Source organism: Palaeococcus sp. (in: euryarchaeotes), assembly GCF_053987695.1.
In genome coordinates this window covers 1-24,317 of the sequence record NZ_JBMXHE010000002.1, presented here as the reverse complement: position 1 = coordinate 24,317, position 24,317 = coordinate 1, and the positions used below count along the sequence as shown (strand labels likewise).

Below are 24,317 nucleotides of genomic sequence, written 5' to 3'. Positions count from 1 at the left end.
AGATGCTAAATGCTCACATGTGAATATCCAACCAGTCAAGAGACATAATAGGGTAGATTTTTAAACCCTCGAGACCATTTTCTTTATCATCAGAGGAGGGGGAGGTTATGGATAAGGTCTATCTAACCTGGTGGCAGATTGATAGAGCGATATTCTCACTCGCAGATGAGCTCAGAAAGAAGTTCATGCCTGATGTGATTATTGGGGTCGCCAGAGGGGGATTAATACCCGCGGTTAGATTAAGCCATATTCTGGGGGATATAGAGCTAAGGGTTGTAGATGTAAAGTTTTATGTAGATATCGGAACCCACAATGAAAAGCCCGTGATAAGAATACCCATTCACGGGGATTTAAAAGGAAAGAAGGTCGCAATAGTGGATGATGTCAGCGATACAGGAAAAACACTTGAAGTCGTTATAGAAGAAGTTAAAAGGCTCGGGGCCGAGGAAATAAAAGTTGTATGCCTCTCAATGAAACCATGGACCTCAGTAGTTCCCGATTTCTACGTATTCAGGACGGACAAGTGGATAGTCTTCCCATGGGAGGAATTTCCAGCGGTTTCGAGGGAGTAGATGGATAAATTATCCGACAACTTTTTTCCACACCTTTTAATTCGTCGTTCAAAATTTTTTTGCAATATTGCCATCATGCCAACTCTTAATGGGCAAACCTTTTAGCACTCAACACCCTTCATTATACTACCCATCATTCTAACAACTATGCAAAAATGTTCAGATAAAATGACGGGGTGTTTGTATGCCGGTTGAAAAAGTGATGAAAAGGGATGGTAGAATTGTGCCTTTCGATGAAGGGCGTATAAAGTGGGCCATAAAAAGGGCAATGCTTGAAGTAGGAGTAGGGGATGAAGAACTTTTAGAGAAGGTTTTGAGGGCAGTTGTAAAAAGGATTAATGAGCTCTACGATGGGCAGATACCAAATATTGAAAATATTCAGGATATTGTGGAGCTTGAGTTGATGCGCAACGGTCTTTTTAATGTCGCAAAGGCCTATATCATCTATAGAAAAAAGAAAGCGGAGATAAGGGAAGAGAAGAGAAAGGTACTGAACAAGGACAAGCTCGATGATATCGATAAGAGATTCTCGATAAACGCTTTGAGGGTTCTTGCCAGCAGGTATTTAATAAAAAACACGGAAGGGAAGATAATAGAGAGCCCGAAGGAGCTTTTTGAGCGCGTCGCTACCCTTGCCGTCATCCCCGACATCCTCTACGACGAGAGAGTATTCTCCAAAGAGGGGGGCTTCAAGCAGGATTTGAGCAATTTGATTTACTACCATGAAATTATGGATGAATACGACGGAAAACTCAGCATCGGAAGATTCAAGCTCAACAAATATCATTTCGAACGTTTGCTAAACCTCTATGAGGAGCTTGCTCAGAAAGGGCATATGAAAATAAGCATAGATGAACTCATTAAAATGATCGAACATGGAGAGTTTGATGAGTATGAAGATGAGGTTGAGGAGTACTTTAGACTCATGACCTCCCAGATATTCATGCCAAACACTCCAGCATTGATAAATTCGGGGAGACCTTTGGGAATGCTCTCGGCATGCTTCGTTGTGCCCATAGAGGACGATATGGAGAGCATAATGAAAGCTGCCCACGATGTAGCCATCATACAAAAAATGGGGGGTGGCACAGGTTTAAACTTCTCAAAACTCCGCCCTGAGGGTGATATTGTTGGAACCACAACGGGGGCTGCAAGTGGGCCCATATCATTCATGCACCTCATAGATGCCGTTAGTGATGTCATAAAGCAGGGCGGCGTGAGACGGGGGGCTAACATGGGGATTCTCGAAGTCTGGCACCCCGATGTCGAGAAATTCATCCACGCGAAGGAGAAGAACGTGGGAACAAACGTCCTAAGCAACTTCAACATAAGCGTGGGGCTCTGGGAGGACTTCTGGGAAGCCCTCAAGGAAGGAAAGAAGTATCCACTTATAAACCCGAGGAACGGGGAAAAGAAGAAGGAGGTCGACCCCAAGGCACTTTTTGAGGAGCTCGCATTCATGGCGTGGAGCAAGGCAGATCCAGGTGTGGTTTTCTTCGATGTTATCAACAAAAGAAACGTTCTCGAGCCTGCAAAGGGTGAAAAAATACGGGCTACCAACCCGTGTGTTGTCGGCGAGACCAGGGTTCTGACGCCAGAAGGCTACATAAAGGCTGAAGAGCTCTTCCGCCTCGCAAAGGAGCGCGGAAAGAGGGAAGCCGTGGCAGTGGAGGGTATAGCAGAGAAAGGTGAACCCTACGCGTACTCCGTTGAAGTTCTCCTGCCCGGAGAAGAAAAGGTCGAGTACAGAACGGCTCACGGCAAAGAGCTGGTGATAGCCGACCCAATAGCGGTTCCGGCTTACGTCTGGAAGGTCGGAAAGAAGACCGTCGCAAGAGTCAGGACCAAGGAAGGCTACGAGATAACGGCAACGCTTGACCACAGATTGATGACGCCAGAAGGCTGGAAGGAGGTAGAAGATCTTAAGCCTGGCGATAAAATAATCCTGCCACGTTTCGAAGTCGAGGACGAGTTTGGAAGCGAGAGCATAGGTGAGGATATCGCCTTCGTCCTAGGATGGTTCATCGGGGATGGATACCTCAACACCAAGGATAAAAGGGCGTGGTTCTACTTCAATGCCGAGAAGGAGGAAGAAATCGCCTGGAAGGTCAGAGAGATACTGGTTAAACACTTCGGAATCAAGGCTGAACCACACCGCTACGACAACCAGATTAAGCTCGGTGTTCGCGGAAAGGCATATGAATGGATTGAAAACATCGTTAAGACTAATGAAAAGCGCGTTCCAGAGCTGGTATACCGGCTTAAACCCAACGAGATTGCTTCATTCCTCCGCGGTCTCTTCAGCGCCGACGGCTACGTTGACAATGACATGGCGATAAGGCTGACCTCCCGCGACAGAGAGCTCCTCCGGGACGTTCAGAACCTACTGCTGCTCTTTGGAATCCTGTCCAAGATATACGAGAGGCCGTATAAGAGCGAGTTCAAGTACACCACCAAGAACGGCAAGGAGAGAACTTACGAAGCCGGGGGCTACTATGAACTCGTAATAGCGAACTACAGTAGAAAGCTTTTTGTGGATAACATAGGCTTCGAAGGATACAAGACGGAGAAACTCAGCCTCAAGAAGACCAAGAGGGACGAAGCGATAGTCACGGTCGAGAGCATTGACGTGCTTGGCGAGGAGATCGTCTACGACTTCACCGTCCCAGGTGAGCACAGTTACATAAGCAACGGCTTCATGAGCCACAACTGCGGAGAAGAGCCTCTCTATGACTACGAATCATGCAACTTGGCATCTATAAACCTTGCAAAATTTGTGAGATATGATGAAAACGGAAAGCCATACTTTGACTGGGATGAGTATGCTTATGTGATTCAGAGAGTGACAAAATACCTCGACAACGCAATAGATGTCAATAAGTTTCCACTTCCCGAGATAGATCACAACACGAAGCTCACGAGAAGAATAGGTGTCGGAATAATGGGTTTAGCAGATGCCCTCTTTAAGCTCGGTATAACGTACAACAGTAAGGAAGGTTATGACTTCATGCGCAAGGCCACCGAATACCTCACCTTCTATGCTTATAAGTACAGCGTTGAGGCTGCCAAAAAGCGCGGTACATTTCCGCTCTATGAAAGAACAAAGTACTCCGAGGGCGAACTGCCCGTCGAGGGTTTCTATCACCGGGAGATATGGAACCTACCATGGGATGAACTCGTTGATGAAATTAAGAAATACGGTGTTAGAAATGGTATGATTACTACATGCCCGCCCACGGGGAGCGTCTCAATGATTGCCGATACTTCCAGTGGGATAGAACCAATATTTGCCCTAGTTTACAAAAAGAGCGTTACTGTGGGAGAGTTCTACTATGTTGATCCCGTTTTTGAGCAGGAGCTAAAGAGGAGGGGACTGTACAGCGATGAAATACTCCAGAAGATAAGCGATAACTACGGAAGCATCCAGGGTCTTGAGGAGATTCCAGAAGATATGCAAAGAATCTTTGTAACTTCAATGGACGTGCACTGGCTCGATCATTTGCTCGCACAGGCTGAAATTCAGCTGTGGCTCACCGATAGCGCAAGCAAGACCATAAACATGCCAAACGATGCAACTGTGGAGGATGTCAAAGCGGCTTATCTCATAGCCCACAAACTGGGATGCAAGGGTGTGACCGTCTACAGGGATGGCTCTCTAAGCGTTCAGGTTTATAATGTGGAGGGACAGAAAAAGCAGCGTATCAAGGCAAAACCAAGTGATTATGCCGTTAAAGTCTTGAAGGACATTGTTGAAAGGGAACCATGGCTGGAACGCTTCATAGATGTGAAAGCAATAATAAACGGGAGCAATGGAAAGAAGGGAATAACCTTTACAATAAACAGAACACCCGCCCCAAAGAAGGAGGAACCGTCAAAGGATATTAAAGAGCTCCTTGGGGTTGTATACTGCCCTGTCTGCTATGAGAAGGATGGAGAACTTGTGGAGCTTAGAATGGAGAGTGGATGTGCCACATGTCCAAAGTGTGGCTGGAGCAAGTGCGTCATCTCCTGACCCTTTCCTTTTTCCAGTACCGTACAGGTTTTCCTTAGAGATAGACTTTTATATTTATGAAACTATTCTCGAATGAGGTGATACCATGCAGTTTGAGGATGCTTACAAAGAGGTTTACGAAATTGTGAAACCAAAATACAGGCTTTTCACGGCAGGCCCTGTTGCATGCTTTCCTGAGGTTCTTGAAATAATGAAGGTGCAGATGTTCAGCCACCGTGCGGCTGAATACAAAGAGATGCATGTTGATACAGTTGAGAAGCTTAAAAAATTCCTCGAAGTTGAGAGGGGAGAGGTTCTCCTATTTCCAAGCTCCGGCACTGGAGTAATGGAAGCCAGCATAAGGAACGGCGTTTCCAAGGGCGGAAAGGTTCTCGTAACGGTAATCGGTGCTTTTGGGAAGAGGTACAAGCAGGTGGTTGAAAGCAACGGGCGGAAAGCAATAACCCTTGAATACGAGCCAGGAAAAGCCGCAAAGCCCGAGGATCTTGACGAGGCATTAAAGAAAAACCCTGATGTTGAAGCAGTGACGATAACATACAACGAAACATCCACAGGTGTTCTCAATCCACTTCCCGAGCTGGCTAAAGTTGCAAAAGAGCATGGAAAGCTTGTTTTCGTTGATGCCGTAAGTGCGATGGGCGGTGCCGACATCAAAGTCACAAAATGGGGAATTGATGTTGTCTTTGGAAGCTCCCAAAAAGCCTTTGGTGTTCCGCCGGGATTGGCGATTGGAGCCTTCAGCGAGGAGTTCATCGAGATAGCGCGTGGAATGGAGGAAAAGGGATGGTACTTTGATATCCCGAGATATATAAAGGTGCAGAACGAGAAGCAGGGACCGCCTTCAACCCCGGCAATGCCGCAGGAGTTTGGATTAAACGTTGTCCTGAGGATAATAGAGAGGATGGGTGGCAAATACGAGTGGCTCGGCATGTATAGGAAGAGAAGCGAGATGATAAGAAGCGGAGTTAGGGAAATGGGCTTGGATATACTGGCAGAGCCGGGCTATGAGAGTCCAACAATTACAGCAGTATTAACCCCTGAAGGAGTTAAGGGAGTTGAGATCTACAATGCAATGCGCGAGCGTGGCTTTGAGCTGGCCAAGGGCTACGGTGAGGGAATAAAGGAGAAGACCTTTAGAATCGGAAACATGGGATACATGACCTTTGAGGACATTCAAGAGATGCTCGCCAACCTTAAGGAAGTCGTGGAAAAATTGAGAAAGTGAGCTAGAGAATCTTTTCGAGTTTTACCTTTTCTCCCTCTTCTGCAATTCTGTAGATAGCATCAACGCTTCTTGAATGTGTCCTGAAGTCAAAGGCAAGCTTCACCACGATTTCAAACTTCCCAAGAGTATCCTCATCAATCTTAAGCCAGTGCTTTATCTCACTGATTAGGTCATTTGAGAGCACGAGCGATGTAATTATGAAGGGATATTCATCTATGAGCTTTTTCAGGAGTTGAGGGACGCTCACCGTGTGGAGTGTGTCTATGATAACATAGTCAGGATTTAGCCTTTTTATCTGTTCTATGACCTCTTCCGTCCTCCTTTCGAGAGACTCTGAATTAAACTCCGTGTTTATTATATGTATGTTCCCTTTAAAGGGTTTAAACTCGTTATAGGCTGTAACCACAGCTATTTTCCATTCCTCCGGGATTAAGTGAACTAGTGCCTCAACGAGTTTTGTTTTACCGCTTCGGTTCCTTCCAACTATTAAAATGTCATCTTTTTCTAGAAGGGTTTTCTTCAAAAGCTCAAGCTGCTCCTCATTTATGCTTCCATATCTGAGAAGATCTTCTGGAGTAAATATGTAAACCGTCATTTTTAATCACCATAAAATATACGCCGGGAGAAAATATAAACCTTCACCTCAGATTCTCCTTCGCTTTAATCAGTGCTACAAGGAGCTCATTCATAGGGGTTTTTAGCCCGATACTCTCCGCATATTCAACTATTTTGCCATTTATATAATCTATTTCGGTTCTCTTCCCCCTTTTAATGTCCTGAAGCATGGAGTTGTAATTATCCTTTGTGTCCTCAAGGGTATCAATTATAACATCTATAGGGTGCTCCTCAAACTCTATTCCAAGCTGCTGTGCTACCTGACATCCTTCCCTAGCAATTTCCACCAAAATCCCTTGTAAGTATCCATTTTCGAGCAAATAACCATTTTTAACTTCCAAAAGAGCCCCTATGGGATTTATCGCGGAGTTCACAATAACTTTGATCCATTTCCATCCAATTATGTTTGTGCTGGCTTCAGTTTTAATTCCTACCTCATTAAACACTCTCACGACATCCCCGACAAAATCGTCTTCACCCTTTGGATAGACGCCTATTCTGGTTATTCCCTTTCCGGTCCACCTCACTACCCCCCACCTTTCCATCGCCGCTCCATTGGTGGTTATGCCTCCCAGAACTTTCCTAGTGTAGTTTAATGCGAGATCTTCATTTCCCAGCCCGTTCTGTATGCTCAGGACCCACGTATTCTTTCCTATGCATCTGCTCGCACACTCTAAGGCTGTTTTTGTTGAATAAGCTTTTGTGGATACTATTAAAAGATCCGGAGTCTCCTCTGGAGCATAAAGAGAAGCCTTTGGGTAGGTCACGAACTCCTCAACACCCGTAATTCTAAGACCCTTCTCATTTACAGCCTTCACGTGCTTCTCTCTTCCAATAAGTAGGACTTCATGCCCTCCTCTGGAGAGCAAACCCCCAAAGAGAGAACCGATAGAACCCGCGCCGAGAACATAAATCCTCATCTTCCCACCAAAAGGATTTTTAAAAAGAAAGCTTAAAGCCTTTCCGATGAATATGGAGATAGCCGTGATCCTAGTAGAGCCCGAATATCCCATAAATCTGGGTTCAATAGCAAGGGTTATGAAGAATTTCGGGGTTAAAGAGCTTATCCTCGTTAGTCCGAAGGTTAATCCAAAGGACAAGCTTGCGAGAAAGTTTGCTGTTCATGCAGTTGATATATTGGAGAATGCAAAAATCGTGGAAGATCTGGATGGGGCATTAAATCTTGTCAATTTTGCCATCGGGACAAGTGGAGTTGGAGGACAGAGATATATACCCCAGAGGAGTCCAATAACCCCAGAGGGTCTTGCGAGGAGACTACCTTCTATAGAGGGAAAATTGGGAATTGTATTTGGAAGGGAGAGTAGGGGACTCAACAATGAAGAACTTGAGAAGCTTGATTTCACCGTGACTATACCAACGAGCGAGGAATATCCCATAATGAACCTAAGTCACGCGGTTGCTGTAATCCTGTATGAGCTTTATAAGAGAAGAACAGAGGACAGTACTATAAAAACATCAACGAGGAGGGATAGAGAGATATTCATCCAGTTCTGGAGAGAGCTCATGAGAGTTCTGGATACCCCAAGGGATAACTATAAAAAGAAATACACGGAGATTATGATGCGCCGGGTGCTGGGAAGAAGTTTTATCTATGAAAGAGAGCTCCATGCAATTTTGGGGCCCTTACGAAGGGCAGTTGAAGAGCTTAAGAGGTGTAAACATGCTGACGATTGAGTCATTTGAAGTTAAGGGGCGTAAAATGTGGATAGCAGTCATCCACAATGGAAAGATCCATGGAATAATTTTTTCGCTTGATGGGAGGGATTTTCTCGATGAGAGGCTGAAAAACTTGACATCATTCCTGATCAAAAGAGATGTCACGATCGATCTCAAAGAAGGGGAGAGTGAACTTCCAGAGATTATTTTTAGGACAATTATCGGGGAAATGGATAATAAAGAGGCATTCAAACTTCTGAGCCTCAGAGGATTAACTCCTTTTGAGCGGAAAGTTTATGAGGTACTAACAAAAAAGGTTAAACGTGGGGAAGTGATAAGCTACAAAGGACTGGCAGATATAGTAAAAACCTCACCGAGAGCCATTGGAGGAGCCATGAAGAGAAATCCCTATCCAATAGTGGTTCCCTGTCACAGGGTTGTCTCATCAAATGGTATTGGTTACTACACGCCAAAAATTGAATATAAAAAATTCCTGCTCGAAATAGAGGGGGTGGAAAAGTGGACAAGCTGAAAGCTTACATAATAGGATTCCTCATCCTAGTTTTAGCGATAGCAGCAGGCATAATATACAAATGGGGCTTCTTGATGCTTATAAGGATTGTATTAAGCCTTGGATTCCTTGGAGTAACATTGATGCTCGCTTTCTTTCTAGCGCTAACGCTCTATGCCGAGAGCTGGAAGTATGGGGCCTATCTCGTTATCCCAACAGCTCTAAGCGCCTACGCCACATATTTAAGTGCAACATGGCAGAATCTTAAAATCGTGGGAGGGATAATAGTCCTCTTCGTTCTGGGACTGGTTTTCGGGATATGGTACATAAGCGAACCGGATTTGGGTTTAATGGACAGATTCAAGAGTGCAGAGAGCCTCGAAAGATCAGGAAATTACAAAGCGGCGGCTAGGAAGTATGAGAAGAAAGGAAACTATCTGAAAGCAGCTGAGATGTATGAAAAGCTTGGATGGATGGAAAGTGCAGCATGGGCTTATGAAAAGGCGGAGAAGTATGAAAAAGCAGCCGAGATCTATGAGAAGCTCTATGAGAAAGAGAAGGATACATACTATCTCAAGGAAGCCCATGAATACTGGAAAAAGGCAGGAGATATGGAGCGTGCAGCTAAAGCCCTTGAGCAGTATGCCGAGGAAGAACCGTGGTTCTGGGAGGACGTGGCTGAACTTTATGAGGATCTTAGGATGGAAGATAAGGCTAGAGAGGCTTGGGAGAAAGCTTTAAAGTATTATGAAGGTGAAGCCAAAGAAGAGGGTGTTTTCTGGGAGGATGTTGGAAACATAGCGCACAAACTCGGGAATGAAGAGCTCGCCCGTGAGGCATACGAAAAGTTCCTTGAATACTGCATCAAAGAGGCGGAAGAAGATCCTATGTGGTGGAAGCATGTAGCAGAAGCATATGAATATCTCGGCGATAAGGAGAAGGCAGAAGACGCAAAGAGGAAGTATGAAGAATATAGAAAACAGATAATGAAGGGTTCTGAAGAAACTTAACCCTTTTTATTAACAGATTTCACTTCAAATTTGTTTTTTTCTCCTTTCAAAGCGCCATTTCTCTATAGTCCTGACAAAGGGACATCTCTTTCTCTATTTAGCAAGGAACTCCTTGATCATGACACCAACCATAAAAATAGGAAAGAGGCTTTAAAAAGCAAATTATGAAGGAAAATTCATTAATGCCACGTAACCGTTCTGTGCACCACCTTCCCCGCTAAGGCATCTTTCAAAGCCTGCTCCATTATCTCCAAGCCTTTTTCAGCCTGTTCCTTCGTAATTACGAGTGGAGGTGTTATCCTTATCACGTTTCCAAACATGCCATAGCTCGGAAGTATCAAACCTAGTTCAAAAGCCCTCCAGCATATTTTTCCTGTAAGCTCCGGATCAGGTGCTCCATTGCTCTTTATTATCTCAACACCATTCATCAAGCCCATTCCCCGCACATCTCCGATAACCTCGTAACGCTCCATCATCTCGTGGAGACGCTTTCTGATGAACTCTCCTACTTTATTGACATTTTCGAGTATCTTTTCTTCCTCTATTATCTTGAGAGTAGCATAGGCAGCTGCTGAGATCACGGGATTTGCTGCAGGGGTTAAGAGGGCACTTCCGCTGGTCATGTCCATAAGTTTCGCTTTTCCTATAACTCCACTTAGTCCCATCCCACTTGCAACGCCCTTTCCAAAGGCTATGAAATCGGGTTCAACTTCAAAATGTTCGCTTGCAAACCATTTGCCCGTTCTCCCGATGCCCGTTTGAACCTCATCCATCGCTAGGAGGATTCCATGTTCCTCAAGAACTCCCTTCAACTCACTAAAGAAGTTCTTGGGGGGAACCACTATTCCACCATCGCCCTGAATAGGCTCTGCAATTAAAACACTCACTTCATCCGGGGGAACTACATGGGCAAGTACGTAGTGCTCCAGATAATCAAGGAAAGCATTTATAAGATCTGCAGGATTCTCATACCCATTTATTCCCCATGGATTACGGTAGGGATTTGGATATGGAACCCAAACCACGTTGGGCACCATTGGGGAAAAACCCCTCTTCTGAGAGCTCTGAAATGCCGCTATGGAAGTTGCTCCATAGGTTTGTCCGTGATATGCCCCTATGAAGGCGATAAACCACGGTTTTCTCGTGGCAAAACGCGCAATTTTCATTGTTAAATCCATTGCATCACTTCCACTGAGCCCGAAGAGAATCTTTGCATCCCTTATGGGAGCTTTTTCAGCCAAAATCTCAGCAACTTCTATAGCCCTCTTGCTGTATGTGTACCCTATCATCGAATGCTGTATCTTTTTCACTTGTTCTTGAACTTCCTTTACTAGTTTTGGATGAGCATACCCAGTTGAAGCCGCAGCAGCGCCGGCTAAAAAGTCTATGAAGACATTCCCATCCACATCCTCTATCAATGCCCCATAACCTCTCTCCGGGACGACCGGGAAGAGCTTGACACCAAGCCCCTGAGAAACAACCTTCTTCTCACGCTCAATGAGCTCCTTTGCCTTAGGCCCCGGAGGCTTAACCACAATCTTAGGATACTCAAAACTCATAGAACTCCCTCCAAAATTGTTTAGAAAAAGGAAAAGGCGTTATGGATTGGCGGCTATAAATTCGTTCGTGTACTTCTTGATGACGGTGTACAGCACCACCAGCCCGAGCAGGTTGGGTATGGCCATTAGACCGTTCATCATGTCCGAGAATGTCCAAACATTCTCCAGGACCGTTGTTGCACCGATGTATATGAAGATCACCCAGAGTATGTTGTAGATAAGGTGAAGCCTTGGATAGAGTTTTGCGAATTTCTCGGGATCTTTCTCAAGCCATTTTGCCAAGTACATTATGTTCTGCCTTCCGTAGAAGTTCCATGCAAGAACCGTTGAGTAGGCGAAGAGGATAACACCTATAACGACCATGACCTCACCGACATGTCCAAATGCCCTTGCAAAGGCTTCCTGGGTCAAAGCGGTGCTCGTCTTACCCGTCTGCCATGCACCCGTAGCAACGATTGAAATTCCCGTGAGTGAACAGATTATAATCGTATCAATGAATGGACCCAGCATTGCAACGTGTGCCTGTCTCGATGGGTTGTCTGTCCTAGCAGCGGCGTGTGCCATACTCGCTGTTCCAAGTCCTGCCTCGTTGGAGAATAGACCTCTGGCAACACCCCATCTTATAACTGTACCAACAGCACCACCGGCAACAGCCTTCCCCGTGAAAGCGTCTCTAAATATTAAGGCTATTGCACTTGGCAAGTGTCCCGCGTATTTTATCCATACGCCAATTGCAAAGATGAAGTAGACTATTGCCATGAAGGGAACCAGAGCCTCTGTGAATTCACCTATCCTTTTAATTCCACCGATGGTAACGATGAACGTTAGGATTGCAAAGGCTAGGCCAGTTGCCCAGAACGGAACATGGAATGCCACGTTCATTCCAAGTGCCAGAGAGTTTGATTGAGTCATGTTTCCAATACCAAAAGCTGCAATTGCTGCAAACATGGAGAATAGGATTCCAAGAACTTTCCCTACCGATGCCATGGCATGCCCTCTCGCAAGGTAGTATGCAAGTATCAGGAACAGTAGTGCTATTATGTAGGCTATTATCATTAATCCTCCACCGAGTTTTGTGGCATCGTATCCTATAAATGCAGCAAATATCAACACAAATATTGTTGCTAAGTACCTTGCATTTGGTGATATTTCAGCTTCTTTAAATCCTTTTTCCAGGGCATTGAAAGAACCTCCAATCATTGTTCCGTCGGGGAGTTTGCCCCTAAATGCAACTCCTAAGAGACCTTCTGAATATCTGGTGGCCATACCGACCGCAGCAGTCACCCACATCCAAAACAGAGCACCAGGACCACCATGGTAGATTGCCGTTGCAACACCAGCTATGTTACCTATACCTACGGTTCCTGCAATAGTAGCCATCAATGCCTGGAATGGCGTAATATCCCCTTCACCCTGCTTCTTCCTTCCTTGGAAAAGGGTAAAGCGAATAGACCACCCAAGACGTCTAAGTTGGATTCCCCCCAGTACTATACTAAGGAAAAGCCCTGTACCAACAAGTAAAATCATTATGGGAGGACCCCAAACTATACCATCAAGCCAGTTTATAAAATCCATTACTGCACCCATACAAACACCTCCCAGATATTGTTTCATTGAAGTTCCTGAGAGTTCACTAAAGCAGGTATACTGACGTCGATGTACTTTACAAATATAATTTAAATCCACTTCACTTATTTAAGGTTTATGGAATATTGTTTGACTATTAAACATATGAAAAAGAATTTATGCAAAATTTTCGAGGCAATTTATAAATACCTCATTTACCAAGAACTATCTGGAATGATGAGTCTGGAGCCCACTGATATGATGAAGATGTTTCGCGGGGCTGACCGGTGTTAAAGATGCTGAAGGAAAGAATATGCAAGGATCTCTATGAAGAAATTGAGAGGCTTGAAAAATCCATAATCGAGCTTGAGGATGAGGTTATCCAACTTAAAGCCCAAATTCAAGCCAAAACAGAGGAGGTTAATAATCTAGCCATAGAAAATGAGAATTTGCGATACAAGCTTGAGAGACTTCAGAAAACGTATGCTCAGATGGTTGAAATCCTCAAAAAGATGAAATTTCCCATAATACTCCTCGATGAGGATGACGAACAGAGGTGATATCTCCATAGAGCATATGGGCGTAAGGCTTAAATAATTGAAGTACGTTAATAACTGATGAATCTAAAATCTATTCTCAGACCCCCTACGAATCAGATGGCTAGAATAACGCTAAAAATAAACTTTTAGCTGCAACAGAGTTGCAGGGGGAAGGAGCAATGGGAAAACTAGTCAATGCTGTGCTGATACTCTTGATTATCATAGCAGTATTCCATCTCAATCTCGGCTATTACATAGTTAGAGGATTCCATGGAGGCCAAAATAACGAGTTCATGACAGTGACTCTAAATGAGAGCGAGGTTGTAACTGCCTCCGTAAATGAAACTACACCCCGCGTCCTAACAGCCATTGAAAAGGGCCAAGATGCTCTCTTCAACATTGCATATCATCTGGATTCAATGGCTTCACAGCTGCCCCTAAATGATGTCACAAGCACCCTCGCTTCAGTAGCAACAGCCATCGTTCTCATAATAGTGCCTCTTCTAATCCTGACCCACCTTATAGTGAGCATCGCGGTCAGATGATAACTGGTTTTTGTTTTTATATTTTAGAAGCGGTACTGTCAGGATAACGGGGCATCACCACTGCGAGAGATGGCTTCTTTTTCTGAAGAATCATCAAAAACTCAAACCCTAACAGTATCTTAGAAGCAAACGAAAGCCTTTTTTAACACCTCCCCTATTTTTTGATTATAGCATAGAGGTGATTGTTATGTCAATGGATATGACGACAAGGATGTTCAAGGAGGAAGGATGGGTTAGAAAAAAGTGCCCCAAGTGCGGGAAATACTTCTGGACGCTCGACCCGGATAGAGAGACCTGTGGAGATCCGCCCTGTGACGAGTACGCCTTCATAGGAAAGCCGGGGATACCGAAGAAGTACACCCTTGAAGAGATGCGTGAGGCTTTTCTGGGTTTCTTCGAGCGCAACGGCCACGGGAGAGTTAAGCGCTATCCCGTTCTACCCCGCTGGAGAGACGACGTTCTCCTCGTTGGAGCTTCAATCATGGACTTCCAGCCGTGGGTCATAAGTGGCGAAGCCGATCCTCCGGCCAATCCGCTCACGATAAGCCAGCCCTCAATAAGATTCACGGACATAGACAACGTCGGAATAACCGGAAGACACTTCACGATATTCGAGATGATGGCTCATCATGCCTTCAACTATCCCAAAAAGCCGATATACTGGATGGATGAGACCGTTGAATATGCCTATGAATTCTTCACAAAGGACTTAAGAATGAAGGGGGAGGACATAACATTCAAAGAAAATCCTTGGGCAGGGGGAGGAAACGCCGGTCCGGCCTTTGAAGTTCTCTACAGAGGCTTAGAAGTTGCTACACTCGTTTTCATGCAGTACAAGCTGGCTCCTCCAAACGCTGATCCAAGTCAAATTGTCGAGATTAAGGGGGATAAATACGTTCCAATGGAAACTAGAGTTGTTGACACGGGTTATGGATTGGAAAGGCTCGTTTGGATGAGCCAAGGAACCCCAACAGCTTATGATGCCGTTTTGGGTTATGTCGTGGAGCCACTTAAGAGAATGGCAGGCGTTGATAGGATAGACGAGCGTATACTCATGGAAAACTCACGATTGGCCGGAATGTTTGATATAGAGGACATGGGCGACCTGAAGGTGCTGAGGAGAGAGGTGGCAAACAAGGTGGGGATAAGTGTTGAGGAGCTCGAAAAAGCTGTCAGGCCATATGAGCTTATTTACGCCATAGCGGATCACACAAAGGCACTAACCTTCATGCTCGCCGACGGTGTAATTCCGTCGAACGTTAAAGCTGGTTATCTGGCGCGTCTATTAATAAGGAAGAGCATAAGGAACATGAGGGAACTTGGCATCAATGCTCCTCTGAGCGAGATAGTGGCAATGCACATTAAAGCCCTCCATAAAACGTATCCTGAGTTTAGGGAGATGGAGGATGTAATTCTCGACATAGTAGACGTTGAGGAGAAGCGCTATCAGGAAACGCTGAGGAGGGGAAGCAACCTGGTGAAGCGCGAGGTTGCAAAGCTGAAGAAAAGTGGAAAGGATGAGATCCCCCTTGAGAATCTGATATTATACTACGAGAGCCATGGTTTGACCCCCGAAATTGTTAAGGAAGTGGCTGAGAAGGAAGGAATAAGGGTTCACATACCTGACAACTTCTACACGCTGGTTGCAAAGGAAGCCGAAAGAACGGTCAAAGAGGAGGAAAAAAAGAGCATAGTGGATTTCGAACTCCTTCAAGACTTGCCCGACACGAGAACCCTCTACTATGAGGATCCAATGATGAAGGAGTTTGACGCGAAAGTGCTCAAAATCCTTGGGGAGTGGGTAGTTCTGGATCAAACGGCATTCTACCCCGAGGGTGGAGGACAGCCATGCGACCTAGGAACTCTAGATGGTATAAAAATCCTCGATGTGCAGAAGGTAGGAAAGGTAATCCTGCACAAAGTTGAACGCATGGAGTTCAGGGAAGGGCAAAGAGTCCATGGAAAAATCGATTGGGAGAGGAGAATACAGCACATGAGACACCACACGGGAACCCATGTTCTAATGGGTGCCTTGGTTAGGGTTTTGGGAAGTCATGTGTGGCAGAGCGGTTCGCAGCTTCATACGGACTGGGCAAGACTTGATATAGCCCACTACAAGCGTATAGGTGAGGAGGAGCTTAGGGAAATCGAGCGCCTTGCCAACAGGGTCGTAATGGAAAACAGGGAAGTAAGATGGGAGTGGCTTCCAAGAACAGAAGCAGAGCAGAGGTATGGATTTAGACTTTATCAGGGAGGCGTCGTTCCCGGGAAGGTCATCAGGGTTTTGAACATAAAAGACTGGGATGTTCAGGCGTGTGGTGGAACCCATCTACCAAATACCGGGCTCATAGGTCCAATAAAGATTCTGAGGACGGAGAGAATACAGGATGGAGTTGAGAGGATTATATTCGCCGCTGGGGAGGCAGCCATAAAGTGGATGCAGGAGAGCGAGAGCATAATAAAGAGGACGAGCGGCATATTTAGGGTTCCTCCCGAGAAGCTCCCGGATACAGCCCAAAAATTCTTCGATGAATGGAAGAACGCCAGAAAGGAAGTAGAAAAGCTGAAGAGAGAGCTCGCCAAACTTTTAGTCTACGAGCTCGAAAGTAAGGTGGAGGAGATAGGAGATATTGAATTTATAGGGGATGTTGTGGAAGGAGACATAGAACACCTCAGAGAAGCAGCTTTAAAGCTAAAGAAGCCCAACAGGGTGATAGCGATAATAAGTGAGGACAGCGGTGCCGTAGTGGTTGCCGTTGGTGATAATGTGGATCACAAAGCCGGAGATCTCGTGAGGATTATCACCTCCGTAGCCGGTGGTGGGGGAGGAGGAAAGAAAGACCTAGCACAAGGGAAGATAAAGAACATATTAAAAGCAAAAGAAGCTTTGGAAGAAGTGAAGAAGAAGCTCTAATTTTCAATCTTTTGACTCTTTTTAATCTTCACTCACAATCCAGTTGGAGCATCTATGAAAAACACTTCTACATCAAACTTTCCTTTAACAATTTCCATCAATGCCTTAACTCCCAGAGTTTCGGTGGCATAATGTCCAGCTGCAATCACGTTAACCCCTCCCTCCTTTGCTACATGGAAGTCTTGATGGAGGAACTCCCCCGTTATGAAGAGGTCTACCCCCTTTTCAACGGCTTCATAAATGCTCGAGCTGCCGAGCCCGCTCATCACAGCAATGCTCTTCACCTCCTCCCCGCCAAATTCAAAGCTCCTAACATTCGTGTCCAGCCCCTCGGCAAGTTTTTGAGCTATTAAAGAAACAGGCTTTGGTTCCTCAAACTCCCCTGTAAACCCTATGTAAACTCCATTGTACTCCCCAAAGGGCTCTCTGGGATCCAGTTCCAGAAGTTTGAGAAGTTGGGCATTGTTTCCAACTTCGGGATGGGCATCTAATGGAATATGGGCAGCATAAAGGTTTAATTCATCATTCAGGAGAAACCTCAAGCGCCTCTGAACCAGTCCTCTAACGTATTCTATTCCTCCCCATATGATGCCGTGATGCACTATGAGCATGTCTGCATTGCCCTTTAAAGCCCTCTCAAAGGTTTCCATGCATGCGTCAACGGCAAATGCAATGCGCTCGACCTCGCCTTTCCCCTCAACCTGGAGGCCATTCCTCGATTTATCCGGAAATTCGTTAATTCTTAAATACTCATCGAGAAATCCTACGATTCCATGAAGATCCGCCACCACACTCACCCCTCTATACTCCGCAGGCAACATTTTTAAACATCCCTACTTTTGTTAAACCAAAGGTGAGAGAAATGGAGGATTACTGGAAAGCCTGTGAGGAGATTGCAAATGCCATAATTTCCGGCGAGATTAAGGATAGGAAGAAGTTGAATACCTTTAAAATCAAAATTGCGAGAAAGTATCATCTGAGCAAAATTCCTGCTAATTCGGACATTCTCAGGGCAATGAAAAAAGAAGAGAGGAAAAAGTTCAAGGATTTCCTCAAAAAGAAGCCTACCCGAACCATAAGTGGCGTTGCAGTCGTTGCAATGATGACAAAGCCCTTCCCATGTCCCCACGGACGCTGCATTTACTGTCCTGGAGGTCCCGGAGAAGGTTCACCTCAAAGCTACACGGGAAAAGAGCCTTCGGCTCTTAGAGCACTTCAAAATGCCTATCACCCCTATCTCATTATGATGAACCGCTTAAAGCAGCTCTACGACATAGGGCATGATGTAGACAAGGTAGAGGTCATAATTCAGGGCGGAACTTTCCCCGCTGTTGATCTTGATTATCAAGAATGGTTTATAAAAGAGGCATTCAAGGCAATGAATGATTTTCCATACTTTAAGGATATCGAAGATCTTGAGGGAAAGATAAGAAGGGCAGTCCTTTTTGGAGAAGTTGATGAGGATCCTCTATTTAGACGTGCATGGGAGAAAACACACAGAAAACCCTACTACTACCTTGAAGATGAGCAGCGCAAAAATGAGAGAGCAAAGGTTAGAATGGTAGGACTTACGATTGAAACCAGACCTGACTGGGCAATGGAAAAACAGATAGACAGGATGCTCCACCTTGGGACAACTAGGGTTGAGCTTGGAGTCCAAACAGTTTTCAATTTTATCTATGAGCGCGTTAAACGAGGGCACACGATTGAGGATACGATTAAAGCAACACAGCTCCTAAAGGACGCCGGCTTAAAGATAAACTACCACATGATGCCCGGTCTGCCGGGAAGCAACTTTGAGAGGGATTTACTCTCATTTAAGATCATTTTTGAAGACCCAAGATTCAGACCGGACATGCTCAAGGTTTACCCCACGCTGGTTACGGGGGACACCGTGCTCTACAAATGGTGGAAGCAGGGAAAATACAAGCCATATCACACCGAAGATGCAGTCAAGTTGCTCGTGGAGGTTTATAAGTTCCTTCCAAAATGGGTTCGTGTAATGAGAATCCAGAGGGATATTCCTGTGCAGCTGGTAGTGGATGGTGTCAAGCACTCCAATTTGGGACAGCTTGTCTTCAATGAACTCATAAAGCGTGGTATAAAGCCGAAGGAAATAAGGTTTAGAGAAGTGGGCCACATGATGCAGAACTTTGGGGTAGAGCCCGAGATAGAGCACATTAAACTCCTTAGAGAAGATTACGAAGCCAGTGGAGGTAGAGAGATATTCCTCAGTTTCGAAGATGTGAAAAATGATATTCTCATAGGCTTTATTCGCCTGAGAATTCCAAGCGAAAAAGCTCATAGAAAAGAGATAAACCGCATCTCCTCGGCGATTGTTAGAGAACTCCACGTCTACGGGCCCTTAGTACCCATAGGAGGGAAGCCCAAATATGAATGGCAACACCGCGGCTATGGAAAGGAACTTTTAGCTGAAGCTGAGCGCATCGCTAGAGAAGAGTTTGACGTGAAAAAAATGCTCATTATAAGCGGCGTTGGAGTGAGGGACTACTACAGGAAGTTCGGCTATAGAAAGGACGGGCCCTACGTGAGCAAAAGGCTCGATAAAAAGGGATATGCAGATTTTATAACGGGTAGAGCCTGAATACCTGACTCAGTTTATAACTATCTTTATCCCGTTGATTTCCATTTCCTCTTTCTCGATTTTCTCGAATGTAAGTTTCTCCCAGTTGAGTCTATAGGATGAACCATTAACATTGGCAATCCAGTCGTTGGGATCTAAAATCACCATTATGGGTTTCTCTCTGGTCTCAACACTCAAAACCGACGAGCTGTTCACGAAAATTCTTTTCGTTATGTTCTCCGTCGGTGTGACAATTTTCACCTCAAGGGGCATTGCAAAGCCATTCTCCTCGCTTATGTTGAGCATTAAACTGTATCCTCCATCATTTTGAATGAGCTTTAAGGTGGAAACCGTGAAATTTGGGTAATCTGCTCTGTAAAACCACTCTTTGAAAAACCAATCCAGATCTTGATGTGTTGAGTTTTCAAAAATTTTCCTGAGCAGGTTTAGCGTTTCTTCAGTTTTTGTGCATTCTTTAACGTGGCAAACCTCAAGAAGCTCCCTAAGCCCCTTAAAGAATGTCTCGTTGCCAACGACGAACTGAAGGGAGCGGAGGATGAAGCCCCCACGATAGTAAAGGTTTGCGGTCGTGTCGCTCATCCGGGATATATCCACACCTCTCATCTTCACTATTGGTGTTCTTCTCTTTGAACTAAAACAGAGCCCTTCCCATAGATCCACGCGTTCGAGGGTTAGATTGTTCAGAGAAATCGAGACATACGTGGCAAATGGTTCATTCAGTATCCAGAAGTTGGCATATGCACCGAACCAGTTGTGAGCGACCTCATGGGGAACAACCTTATTAAACTGGGTCGCCAACGCTCCACCGTAAAGACCATGCCCGCTGTATTCGGCATGCCCTTTAACCCGTATGTAGATCATCTCATCATAAGGATAGGGAATGAGATAAGAGGAATAAACCTTGAGTATCTTTGTAATCTCATCCGTTACATTCCCCTCATCGGTAAGAGCTACCACATTCACATTTTTTCCATTGATTGCGACGCTCTTCCTATAGACATTCCACTTTCCGAAGAGGACGTAAAATCTGTTCCCGTGAGTATGGAAAGTGTTCTTCTCCGGAAGAAGTGCTTTGTATTCAGCGCTCGATAATTTTAGAATGCCCACAGGAGTATATCCTTCGGGATATGATTCCACCTCCACTGTGAAATTCCCTTTTAATCCAGGAACAGGCATGTATGCTTCAGGCGGGAGATAAAAGAAATTTTTATTTGACGCTATTTCCCATTCAATTGGATCTCTTGTGTTTATATCCAGCAGGGGTTGATAGTCTGAAGTGTAGAGAATTTTAATACGCTGAACATCATCCGTTGGAGTGATGTTAAGAAGAAGGAGATCATACCTTCCATCATGAAACGCCTTTAAAGCCGCTTCCGCACCGCTTACCTCAATTCTCTCAATTTTCATATTCAAAATGGACGAATTCTCGAAGAGGAAGGGAACAACAGCAGGTGACTTTAGGGAGAGCTCAACCTCCTGAACTCCAGTGATGCTGGTGTTCCACCCATCGAAGGCTACATCCAGTGAGATGTGAACTTTTGCCCCGCTGATTGTGCCGCTCCTCTCGAAGAGAAGCTTCACATTGTTTGTTTTTGAAAATGTAATCCCTTCAAAGACCTTCAGCGGAGTGTATGCCAGTAGTAGGGTTACGGTGAATATTATCACAATAATTACCATGGAAAAACGTGCTTTCATGTTTTCATCTCCCATTCGGGAAATTTAAAAGTTTCGACGCCTTAATCCACATGAGGGAAAGCATGAGGTTTAAACCCAGACCCCTGAAAAAAGATGTAAGCTTTGAGTGCAAGTTTTGCCTCGACTGCTGTAAAGAACGCTTCATCTATCTAACACTCTATGATATAAGGCGGATATCCGAAAATGGACATGATGTAGAAGAATTTATCACCCTGACAAGTTCAGAGGGGAAGATAAGATTTGTGCTATCATATAGAGAGTGGGACTTGGGCTGTATTTTCCAAGATCCCGAAACGGGAAAGTGTAAAATCCACGAGTATAAGCCCCTGATCTGTCAGATTTATCCATTTATGGTTTCTCACAAACCGCTGGGTGTTGAAGGAGAGGAGCCACTTGAATATGGAGGTGAGAAGCTCTGGATCTACTACGATGAGAATTGCCCGGGAGTTGGTGAAGGTGATAGAATCATAAGAAGAGAAGAAATAGCAGAACTTGGCTTGAAATTTAAGAGAGAATTGGACATGACAGATATGGATAGATTTAATGAGATGCTGGATGGTGATAAAAGTGGAACTTCGCTATAGGAGAGCTTCCTCCCGGGAGCTTGACCTCATAATGGAGGAGGCTGAAAAATACGGTAAGCTCACCCACGAGCTCTTTGGGGTAGTGGAGGGCAGGTTCAGAGATGTTTACGCCATCAATGAGAACGTGTGGAACACTATAGAAAGCATGAAAATTAAGCCCTACGCCTTTGGAACCTTCGTTGGAACCATAAAGGTAGATGTCGAGAAGTTCTACCCCAACATAGAGTTCTTCTATTTCGTGAACGTTGAGAGAAATTACGCCGTTTTGAAGCCCCGCTCAGCTTTTATGTTCACAACTGGGAAGGGAGTTTTCAGAGAAGGCGTGAGGGAGTACAGATGGAAGGGAAGCAGGAAACTTGTGATCCTTGATGAGAACGGGATTGTTCTTGGACTTGGATTAATCCAGAGGAATTTCATAAAGAATATAACAGACGTTGGAGAGTTTTTGAGGAGACACAAGAGTTAGGCAATCCCAGATAATGCCCTTAAGAGACTAAAACTATACTATTACTATTGTTAAGCATGTCACAATAATCCTAACAGTATGTAGGCAATTGCCGAAAAGCTTATATGTTTTTTGTGCGAATACTAATCCATGTTGGAAAAGGAGAAAGAAGCCCTAGCGAAGAGGATAGCAGGGGAAATAACGCTTTCAGCAGACCCCGGGAAAACCATGAGAAAGTGGAGGGAGATTTTTGGGGTCAGCCAAACGGAATTAGCAGATTTTTTAGGAGTCTCCTCTTCTGTGATCAGCGATTATGAAGGAGGAAGGAGAAAAAGCCCGGGTGCTTCTACCATCCGGAAGTTCGTGGAAGCTTTGATAAGCATAGATGAGAAGCGTGGAAGCAATGTAATAAGGGCTTTCAGCAAAACCATAGGGAGCGACCTGCCAACGGAAGCCATTCTTGATATGAGGGAGTTTTCTCTTCCAGTTACAATTAAGGAGCTCGTTGATACAATAAAAGGTGAGATAGTCGCCAACATGGACTTGCTCGATAGAAAGCTCTATGGTTACACTGTGGTCGACAGCATCCATGCGATTCTTGAGATGAGCAGCGAGGACTTCCTAAAGCTCTATGGCTGGACAACGGAGAGGGCACTTATATTCACGAAAGTAACCACGGGAAGGAGCCCAATGATAGCCATAAGGGTTCAGGGGATGAAGCCAGCTGTTGTTATCCTCCATGGAGTCAAAAAATTAGACGAACTTGCCGTCAAGATAGCTGAAAGGGAAAGGGTCCCCCTCGTGATATCTCACGTCGAGAATGAGGAGACACTTATAATGAACCTGAGAAGGCTTGTGGAAAAGAAGGAAAAGGAGATTTAAAGTTTGTGAACTACCCCGTCCGTAAGGGTGGGGCTTCCTGCTTCATCAGGAAGACTTGCCCCGTGATGACTGCCCGATAAGGCACGAGGCGGGGTAGAGGTCTTCCCTCCACAGGCAGTCCGGGCTGTCCCAGCCCTTCATCTAAACCCCTTTTCAAATGGAGATATTTAAGGCTTTCGGGCTTTCATCCCCTCCCTTTCGGAAGAGGTCTTCCCGCCCGATGAGTTAAAGTTTTTAAAGTTAAAGTTAAAGCTCTCTTCTCCTCCAGATCCCCTCTTTTGCAAGGTCCCCCAATCTATCCCGGATATAAATCAAAACATCACTCAGCGTTTTTTCGTTGTCGTATCCCTTTAAAATCGCCTCAAGCTCCTCTTTCGACTTCTCCCGCAGCTCCTCCACAATCTCAATCATCCTAGGATACGCCCTTATTATGTTGTCCACGATGGTTATATCCGCCATTCTAGCACTTCTTGAAAGGAGATTGAGGTCCACGGTTATCACAAACTTTCCCATCGCAACGAGCGCCTCCGTTCTATCGCCATCTTCAAGGGGAACCACAATGACATCAGCTTTCCATATGCCCTCCTCATCGACTTTTCCACGCTCGCTCTCCAGATTTGGGATTCTCTTGGTCGGGTTTATGCCGAGTATTTCTATATCAGGGTCATGCTTCCTCAAAGCCTCTTCTATAGCCCTCACACGCTCCTCAGTGCGATAGAAGAGGTTTATTTCGAGCCTTGCGTCAAGCACTTTGGCGAGCTCTATGGTTTCTTTAGGGACAAGAGCCGCAACATTGCCATTTACGGAAACCACGGGATGCTTTGCAAGTAGGAGCTTTGCAACTGCAGCTCTCATTGCCCTCTCAGCAGGCTCTATGGTTCTTTCGCCTATGAGATAGTCAAAGGCTTCTCCTCTTCCATGTGCCATTGTACCCGCCTTTGCTAAAATCCCCGCTTCCAGGGCTTCTTCAATCTTGTGCCTGTAGTAAAGGCTCCAATATCTTGGATGGGACTTTGGAACTTTGAATTCTCCCATTATTTCACCTCTTCCTTCTTATTATGAGCGGAATTATCGATAACCCGAGTATGAATCCAACCCCGCAAACTCCCCCTTTCTCCTCACTTGTCGTTGTTGGAGTCGCGGAGGAAGTGTAAACCGTCGTTGTTACCACAATCGTTTCTTTGGATTGCGTAGTTGTGGAGCTCTCACTAGTTGTCGTGGATGTAATCTCCGTTGTGGTTGAGGATGTTGGAGATGAGGTGGTAGTCGTGGTTATGTTTGTCGTAGTTTGAGTCGTGGTTGTCGTCGAAGGTGCCGGCGACTCCGCAAACTTGATTAACATGGCATCTCCTTTAATAGGT

General features: G+C 45.2%; 21 protein-coding genes and 1 pseudogene. 13 read left to right on the top strand and 9 right to left on the bottom strand.

Annotation, left to right across the window (positions count from 1 at the left end; all coding sequences use genetic code 11):
- The first annotated feature begins 107 nt into the window (after window positions 1–107).
- The 3 genes from ACXJGZ_RS00160 to ACXJGZ_RS00150 all read left to right on the top strand — a co-directional run bounded on the left by ACXJGZ_RS00160 (window position 108) and on the right by ACXJGZ_RS00150 (window position 5,809).
- Complete coding sequence (locus ACXJGZ_RS00160) at window positions 108–572, top strand: phosphoribosyltransferase (protein ID WP_456321353.1); 465 nt, start codon at window positions 108–110, stop codon at window positions 570–572.
- Window positions 573–756: 184 nt separating this feature from the next.
- Window positions 757–4,584 (top strand): adenosylcobalamin-dependent ribonucleoside-diphosphate reductase, encoded by a 3,828-nt coding sequence (locus ACXJGZ_RS00155; protein ID WP_456397708.1) that lies wholly within the window; start codon window positions 757–759, stop codon window positions 4,582–4,584.
- Between the two features lie 85 nt (window positions 4,585–4,669).
- Window positions 4,670–5,809: a pyridoxal-phosphate-dependent aminotransferase family protein gene (locus ACXJGZ_RS00150; RefSeq protein WP_456397707.1), complete on the top strand. Its 1,140-nt coding sequence runs from the start codon at window positions 4,670–4,672 to the stop codon at window positions 5,807–5,809.
- A 1-nt stretch (window position 5,810) separates the two neighbouring features.
- Here ACXJGZ_RS00150 and ACXJGZ_RS00145 read toward each other — a convergent pair whose 3' ends face one another.
- Both ACXJGZ_RS00145 and ACXJGZ_RS00140 read right to left on the bottom strand, forming a co-directional pair.
- Window positions 5,811–6,404 carry an ATP-binding protein gene (locus ACXJGZ_RS00145; RefSeq protein ID WP_456397706.1) on the bottom strand — a complete coding sequence of 198 codons (594 nt, stop codon included), beginning with the start codon at window positions 6,402–6,404 and terminating at the stop codon, window positions 5,811–5,813.
- 43 nt (window positions 6,405–6,447) lie between these two features.
- The gene (locus ACXJGZ_RS00140) at window positions 6,448–7,344 is read right to left on the bottom strand and encodes a 2-dehydropantoate 2-reductase (RefSeq protein ID WP_456397705.1); all 897 of its coding nucleotides are present in this window, start codon (window positions 7,342–7,344) and stop codon (window positions 6,448–6,450) included.
- 46 nt (window positions 7,345–7,390) lie between these two features.
- On the opposite strand from ACXJGZ_RS00140, the gene ACXJGZ_RS00135 reads away from it, so the two are divergent.
- From ACXJGZ_RS00135 to ACXJGZ_RS00125, 3 genes are read left to right on the top strand one after another with little or no spacing between them, the layout of a single operon-like run.
- Window positions 7,391–8,119: an RNA methyltransferase gene (locus ACXJGZ_RS00135; protein ID WP_293255091.1), complete on the top strand. Its 729-nt coding sequence runs from the start codon at window positions 7,391–7,393 to the stop codon at window positions 8,117–8,119.
- Window positions 8,106–8,633 carry a methylated-DNA--protein-cysteine methyltransferase gene (gene otg, locus ACXJGZ_RS00130; RefSeq protein WP_456321347.1) on the top strand — a complete coding sequence of 176 codons (528 nt, stop codon included), beginning with the start codon at window positions 8,106–8,108 and terminating at the stop codon, window positions 8,631–8,633. The genes ACXJGZ_RS00135 and otg overlap by 14 nt, the downstream gene beginning before the upstream one ends.
- Window positions 8,621–9,622 carry a tetratricopeptide repeat protein gene (locus tag ACXJGZ_RS00125; RefSeq protein ID WP_456321346.1) on the top strand — a complete coding sequence of 334 codons (1,002 nt, stop codon included), beginning with the start codon at window positions 8,621–8,623 and terminating at the stop codon, window positions 9,620–9,622. The genes otg and ACXJGZ_RS00125 overlap by 13 nt, the downstream gene beginning before the upstream one ends.
- Window positions 9,623–9,801: 179 nt before the next feature.
- On the opposite strand, the gene ACXJGZ_RS00120 is transcribed toward ACXJGZ_RS00125, so the two are convergent.
- Together ACXJGZ_RS00120 and ACXJGZ_RS00115 are read right to left on the bottom strand one after the other, a co-directional pair.
- Window positions 9,802–11,181, bottom strand: a complete 1,380-nt coding sequence (locus ACXJGZ_RS00120) for an alanine/serine racemase family protein (protein WP_456397704.1) — start codon at window positions 11,179–11,181, stop codon at window positions 9,802–9,804.
- A gap of 39 nt (window positions 11,182–11,220) precedes the next feature.
- Window positions 11,221–12,768, bottom strand: coding sequence for an alanine/glycine:cation symporter family protein (locus ACXJGZ_RS00115; protein ID WP_456321344.1), 1,548 nt, complete (start codon window positions 12,766–12,768; stop codon window positions 11,221–11,223).
- Window positions 12,769–13,043: 275 nt separating this feature from the next.
- Between ACXJGZ_RS00115 and ACXJGZ_RS00110 the strand changes: the two genes are divergently transcribed.
- The 3 genes from ACXJGZ_RS00110 (at window position 13,044) to alaS (ending at window position 16,745) form a co-directional block, all read left to right on the top strand.
- Window positions 13,044–13,307: an initiation control protein YabA gene (locus tag ACXJGZ_RS00110; protein ID WP_293255102.1), complete on the top strand. Its 264-nt coding sequence runs from the start codon at window positions 13,044–13,046 to the stop codon at window positions 13,305–13,307.
- A gap of 158 nt (window positions 13,308–13,465) precedes the next feature.
- On the top strand, window positions 13,466–13,831 hold the full coding sequence (locus ACXJGZ_RS00105) for a hypothetical protein (RefSeq protein ID WP_456321854.1): 366 nt from the start codon (window positions 13,466–13,468) through the stop codon (window positions 13,829–13,831).
- A gap of 187 nt (window positions 13,832–14,018) precedes the next feature.
- Entirely contained in the window at window positions 14,019–16,745 is a 2,727-nt protein-coding gene (gene alaS, locus ACXJGZ_RS00100; protein WP_456397703.1) for an alanine--tRNA ligase, read from the top strand.
- A 32-nt stretch (window positions 16,746–16,777) separates the two neighbouring features.
- On the opposite strand, the gene ACXJGZ_RS00095 is transcribed toward alaS, so the two are convergent.
- The gene (locus ACXJGZ_RS00095; protein ID WP_456397702.1) at window positions 16,778–17,533 is read right to left on the bottom strand and encodes a Nif3-like dinuclear metal center hexameric protein; all 756 of its coding nucleotides are present in this window, start codon (window positions 17,531–17,533) and stop codon (window positions 16,778–16,780) included.
- A gap of 74 nt (window positions 17,534–17,607) precedes the next feature.
- Between ACXJGZ_RS00095 and ACXJGZ_RS00090 the strand changes: the two genes are divergently transcribed.
- Entirely contained in the window at window positions 17,608–19,350 is a 1,743-nt protein-coding gene (locus ACXJGZ_RS00090; protein WP_456397701.1) for a tRNA uridine(34) 5-carboxymethylaminomethyl modification radical SAM/GNAT enzyme Elp3, read from the top strand.
- Window positions 19,351–19,359: 9 nt separating this feature from the next.
- Here the strand turns inward: ACXJGZ_RS00090 and ACXJGZ_RS00085 are convergent, their stop codons facing one another.
- A complete protein-coding gene (locus ACXJGZ_RS00085) occupies window positions 19,360–21,045 on the bottom strand; it encodes a M1 family aminopeptidase (RefSeq protein ID WP_456397700.1) in 1,686 nt (561 codons plus the stop codon).
- 62 nt (window positions 21,046–21,107) lie between these two features.
- Here ACXJGZ_RS00085 and ACXJGZ_RS00080 point away from each other — a divergent pair, with 62 nt between their 5' ends.
- The 3 genes from ACXJGZ_RS00080 (at window position 21,108) to ACXJGZ_RS00070 (ending at window position 22,956) form a co-directional block, all read left to right on the top strand.
- On the top strand, window positions 21,108–21,629 hold the full coding sequence (locus ACXJGZ_RS00080; RefSeq protein WP_456326235.1) for a YkgJ family cysteine cluster protein: 522 nt from the start codon (window positions 21,108–21,110) through the stop codon (window positions 21,627–21,629).
- Window positions 21,601–22,095: a PUA domain-containing protein gene (locus ACXJGZ_RS00075; RefSeq protein ID WP_456397699.1), complete on the top strand. Its 495-nt coding sequence runs from the start codon at window positions 21,601–21,603 to the stop codon at window positions 22,093–22,095. Before ACXJGZ_RS00080 ends, ACXJGZ_RS00075 begins: the two co-directional genes overlap by 29 nt.
- A 129-nt stretch (window positions 22,096–22,224) precedes the next feature.
- On the top strand, window positions 22,225–22,956 hold the full coding sequence (locus ACXJGZ_RS00070; RefSeq protein ID WP_293257636.1) for a helix-turn-helix domain-containing protein: 732 nt from the start codon (window positions 22,225–22,227) through the stop codon (window positions 22,954–22,956).
- A gap of 10 nt (window positions 22,957–22,966) precedes the next feature.
- On the opposite strand, the gene ACXJGZ_RS00065 is transcribed toward ACXJGZ_RS00070, so the two are convergent.
- The 3 genes and pseudogenes from ACXJGZ_RS00065 to ACXJGZ_RS00055 all read right to left on the bottom strand — a co-directional run.
- Window positions 22,967–23,113: a hypothetical protein gene (locus ACXJGZ_RS00065; protein ID WP_456321860.1), complete on the bottom strand. Its 147-nt coding sequence runs from the start codon at window positions 23,111–23,113 to the stop codon at window positions 22,967–22,969.
- Between the two features lie 89 nt (window positions 23,114–23,202).
- Complete coding sequence (locus tag ACXJGZ_RS00060; RefSeq protein WP_456397698.1) at window positions 23,203–23,991, bottom strand: 4-phosphopantoate--beta-alanine ligase; 789 nt, start codon at window positions 23,989–23,991, stop codon at window positions 23,203–23,205.
- Window positions 23,992–23,995: 4 nt separating this feature from the next.
- A pseudogene (locus tag ACXJGZ_RS00055) lies at window positions 23,996–24,317 on the bottom strand (hypothetical protein); the annotation flags it as partial.

Coding starts and splice junctions, on each gene's coding strand:
- ACXJGZ_RS00140 (WP_456397705.1), bottom strand. CDS start 7,344: ATGAGGATTTATGTTCTCGGCGCGGGTTCTATCGGTTCTCTCTTTGGG.
- ACXJGZ_RS00085 (WP_456397700.1), bottom strand. CDS start 21,045: ATGAAAGCACGTTTTTCCATGGTAATTATTGTGATAATATTCACCGTA.
- ACXJGZ_RS00075 (WP_456397699.1), top strand. CDS start 21,601: ATGGTGATAAAAGTGGAACTTCGCTATAGGAGAGCTTCCTCCCGGGAG.
- ACXJGZ_RS00160 (WP_456321353.1), top strand. CDS start 108: ATGGATAAGGTCTATCTAACCTGGTGGCAGATTGATAGAGCGATATTC.
- ACXJGZ_RS00150 (WP_456397707.1), top strand. CDS start 4,670: ATGCAGTTTGAGGATGCTTACAAAGAGGTTTACGAAATTGTGAAACCA.
- ACXJGZ_RS00155 (WP_456397708.1), top strand. CDS start 757: ATGCCGGTTGAAAAAGTGATGAAAAGGGATGGTAGAATTGTGCCTTTC.
- ACXJGZ_RS00080 (WP_456326235.1), top strand. CDS start 21,108: ATGAGGTTTAAACCCAGACCCCTGAAAAAAGATGTAAGCTTTGAGTGC.
- ACXJGZ_RS00115 (WP_456321344.1), bottom strand. CDS start 12,768: ATGGGTGCAGTAATGGATTTTATAAACTGGCTTGATGGTATAGTTTGG.
- ACXJGZ_RS00110 (WP_293255102.1), top strand. CDS start 13,044: ATGCTGAAGGAAAGAATATGCAAGGATCTCTATGAAGAAATTGAGAGG.
- ACXJGZ_RS00070 (WP_293257636.1), top strand. CDS start 22,225: ATGTTGGAAAAGGAGAAAGAAGCCCTAGCGAAGAGGATAGCAGGGGAA.
- ACXJGZ_RS00060 (WP_456397698.1), bottom strand. CDS start 23,991: ATGGGAGAATTCAAAGTTCCAAAGTCCCATCCAAGATATTGGAGCCTT.
- ACXJGZ_RS00135 (WP_293255091.1), top strand. CDS start 7,391: ATGAATATGGAGATAGCCGTGATCCTAGTAGAGCCCGAATATCCCATA.
- otg (WP_456321347.1), top strand. CDS start 8,106: ATGCTGACGATTGAGTCATTTGAAGTTAAGGGGCGTAAAATGTGGATA.
- alaS (WP_456397703.1), top strand. CDS start 14,019: ATGTCAATGGATATGACGACAAGGATGTTCAAGGAGGAAGGATGGGTT.
- ACXJGZ_RS00090 (WP_456397701.1), top strand. CDS start 17,608: ATGGAGGATTACTGGAAAGCCTGTGAGGAGATTGCAAATGCCATAATT.
- ACXJGZ_RS00145 (WP_456397706.1), bottom strand. CDS start 6,404: ATGACGGTTTACATATTTACTCCAGAAGATCTTCTCAGATATGGAAGC.
- ACXJGZ_RS00120 (WP_456397704.1), bottom strand. CDS start 11,181: ATGAGTTTTGAGTATCCTAAGATTGTGGTTAAGCCTCCGGGGCCTAAG.
- ACXJGZ_RS00105 (WP_456321854.1), top strand. CDS start 13,466: ATGGGAAAACTAGTCAATGCTGTGCTGATACTCTTGATTATCATAGCA.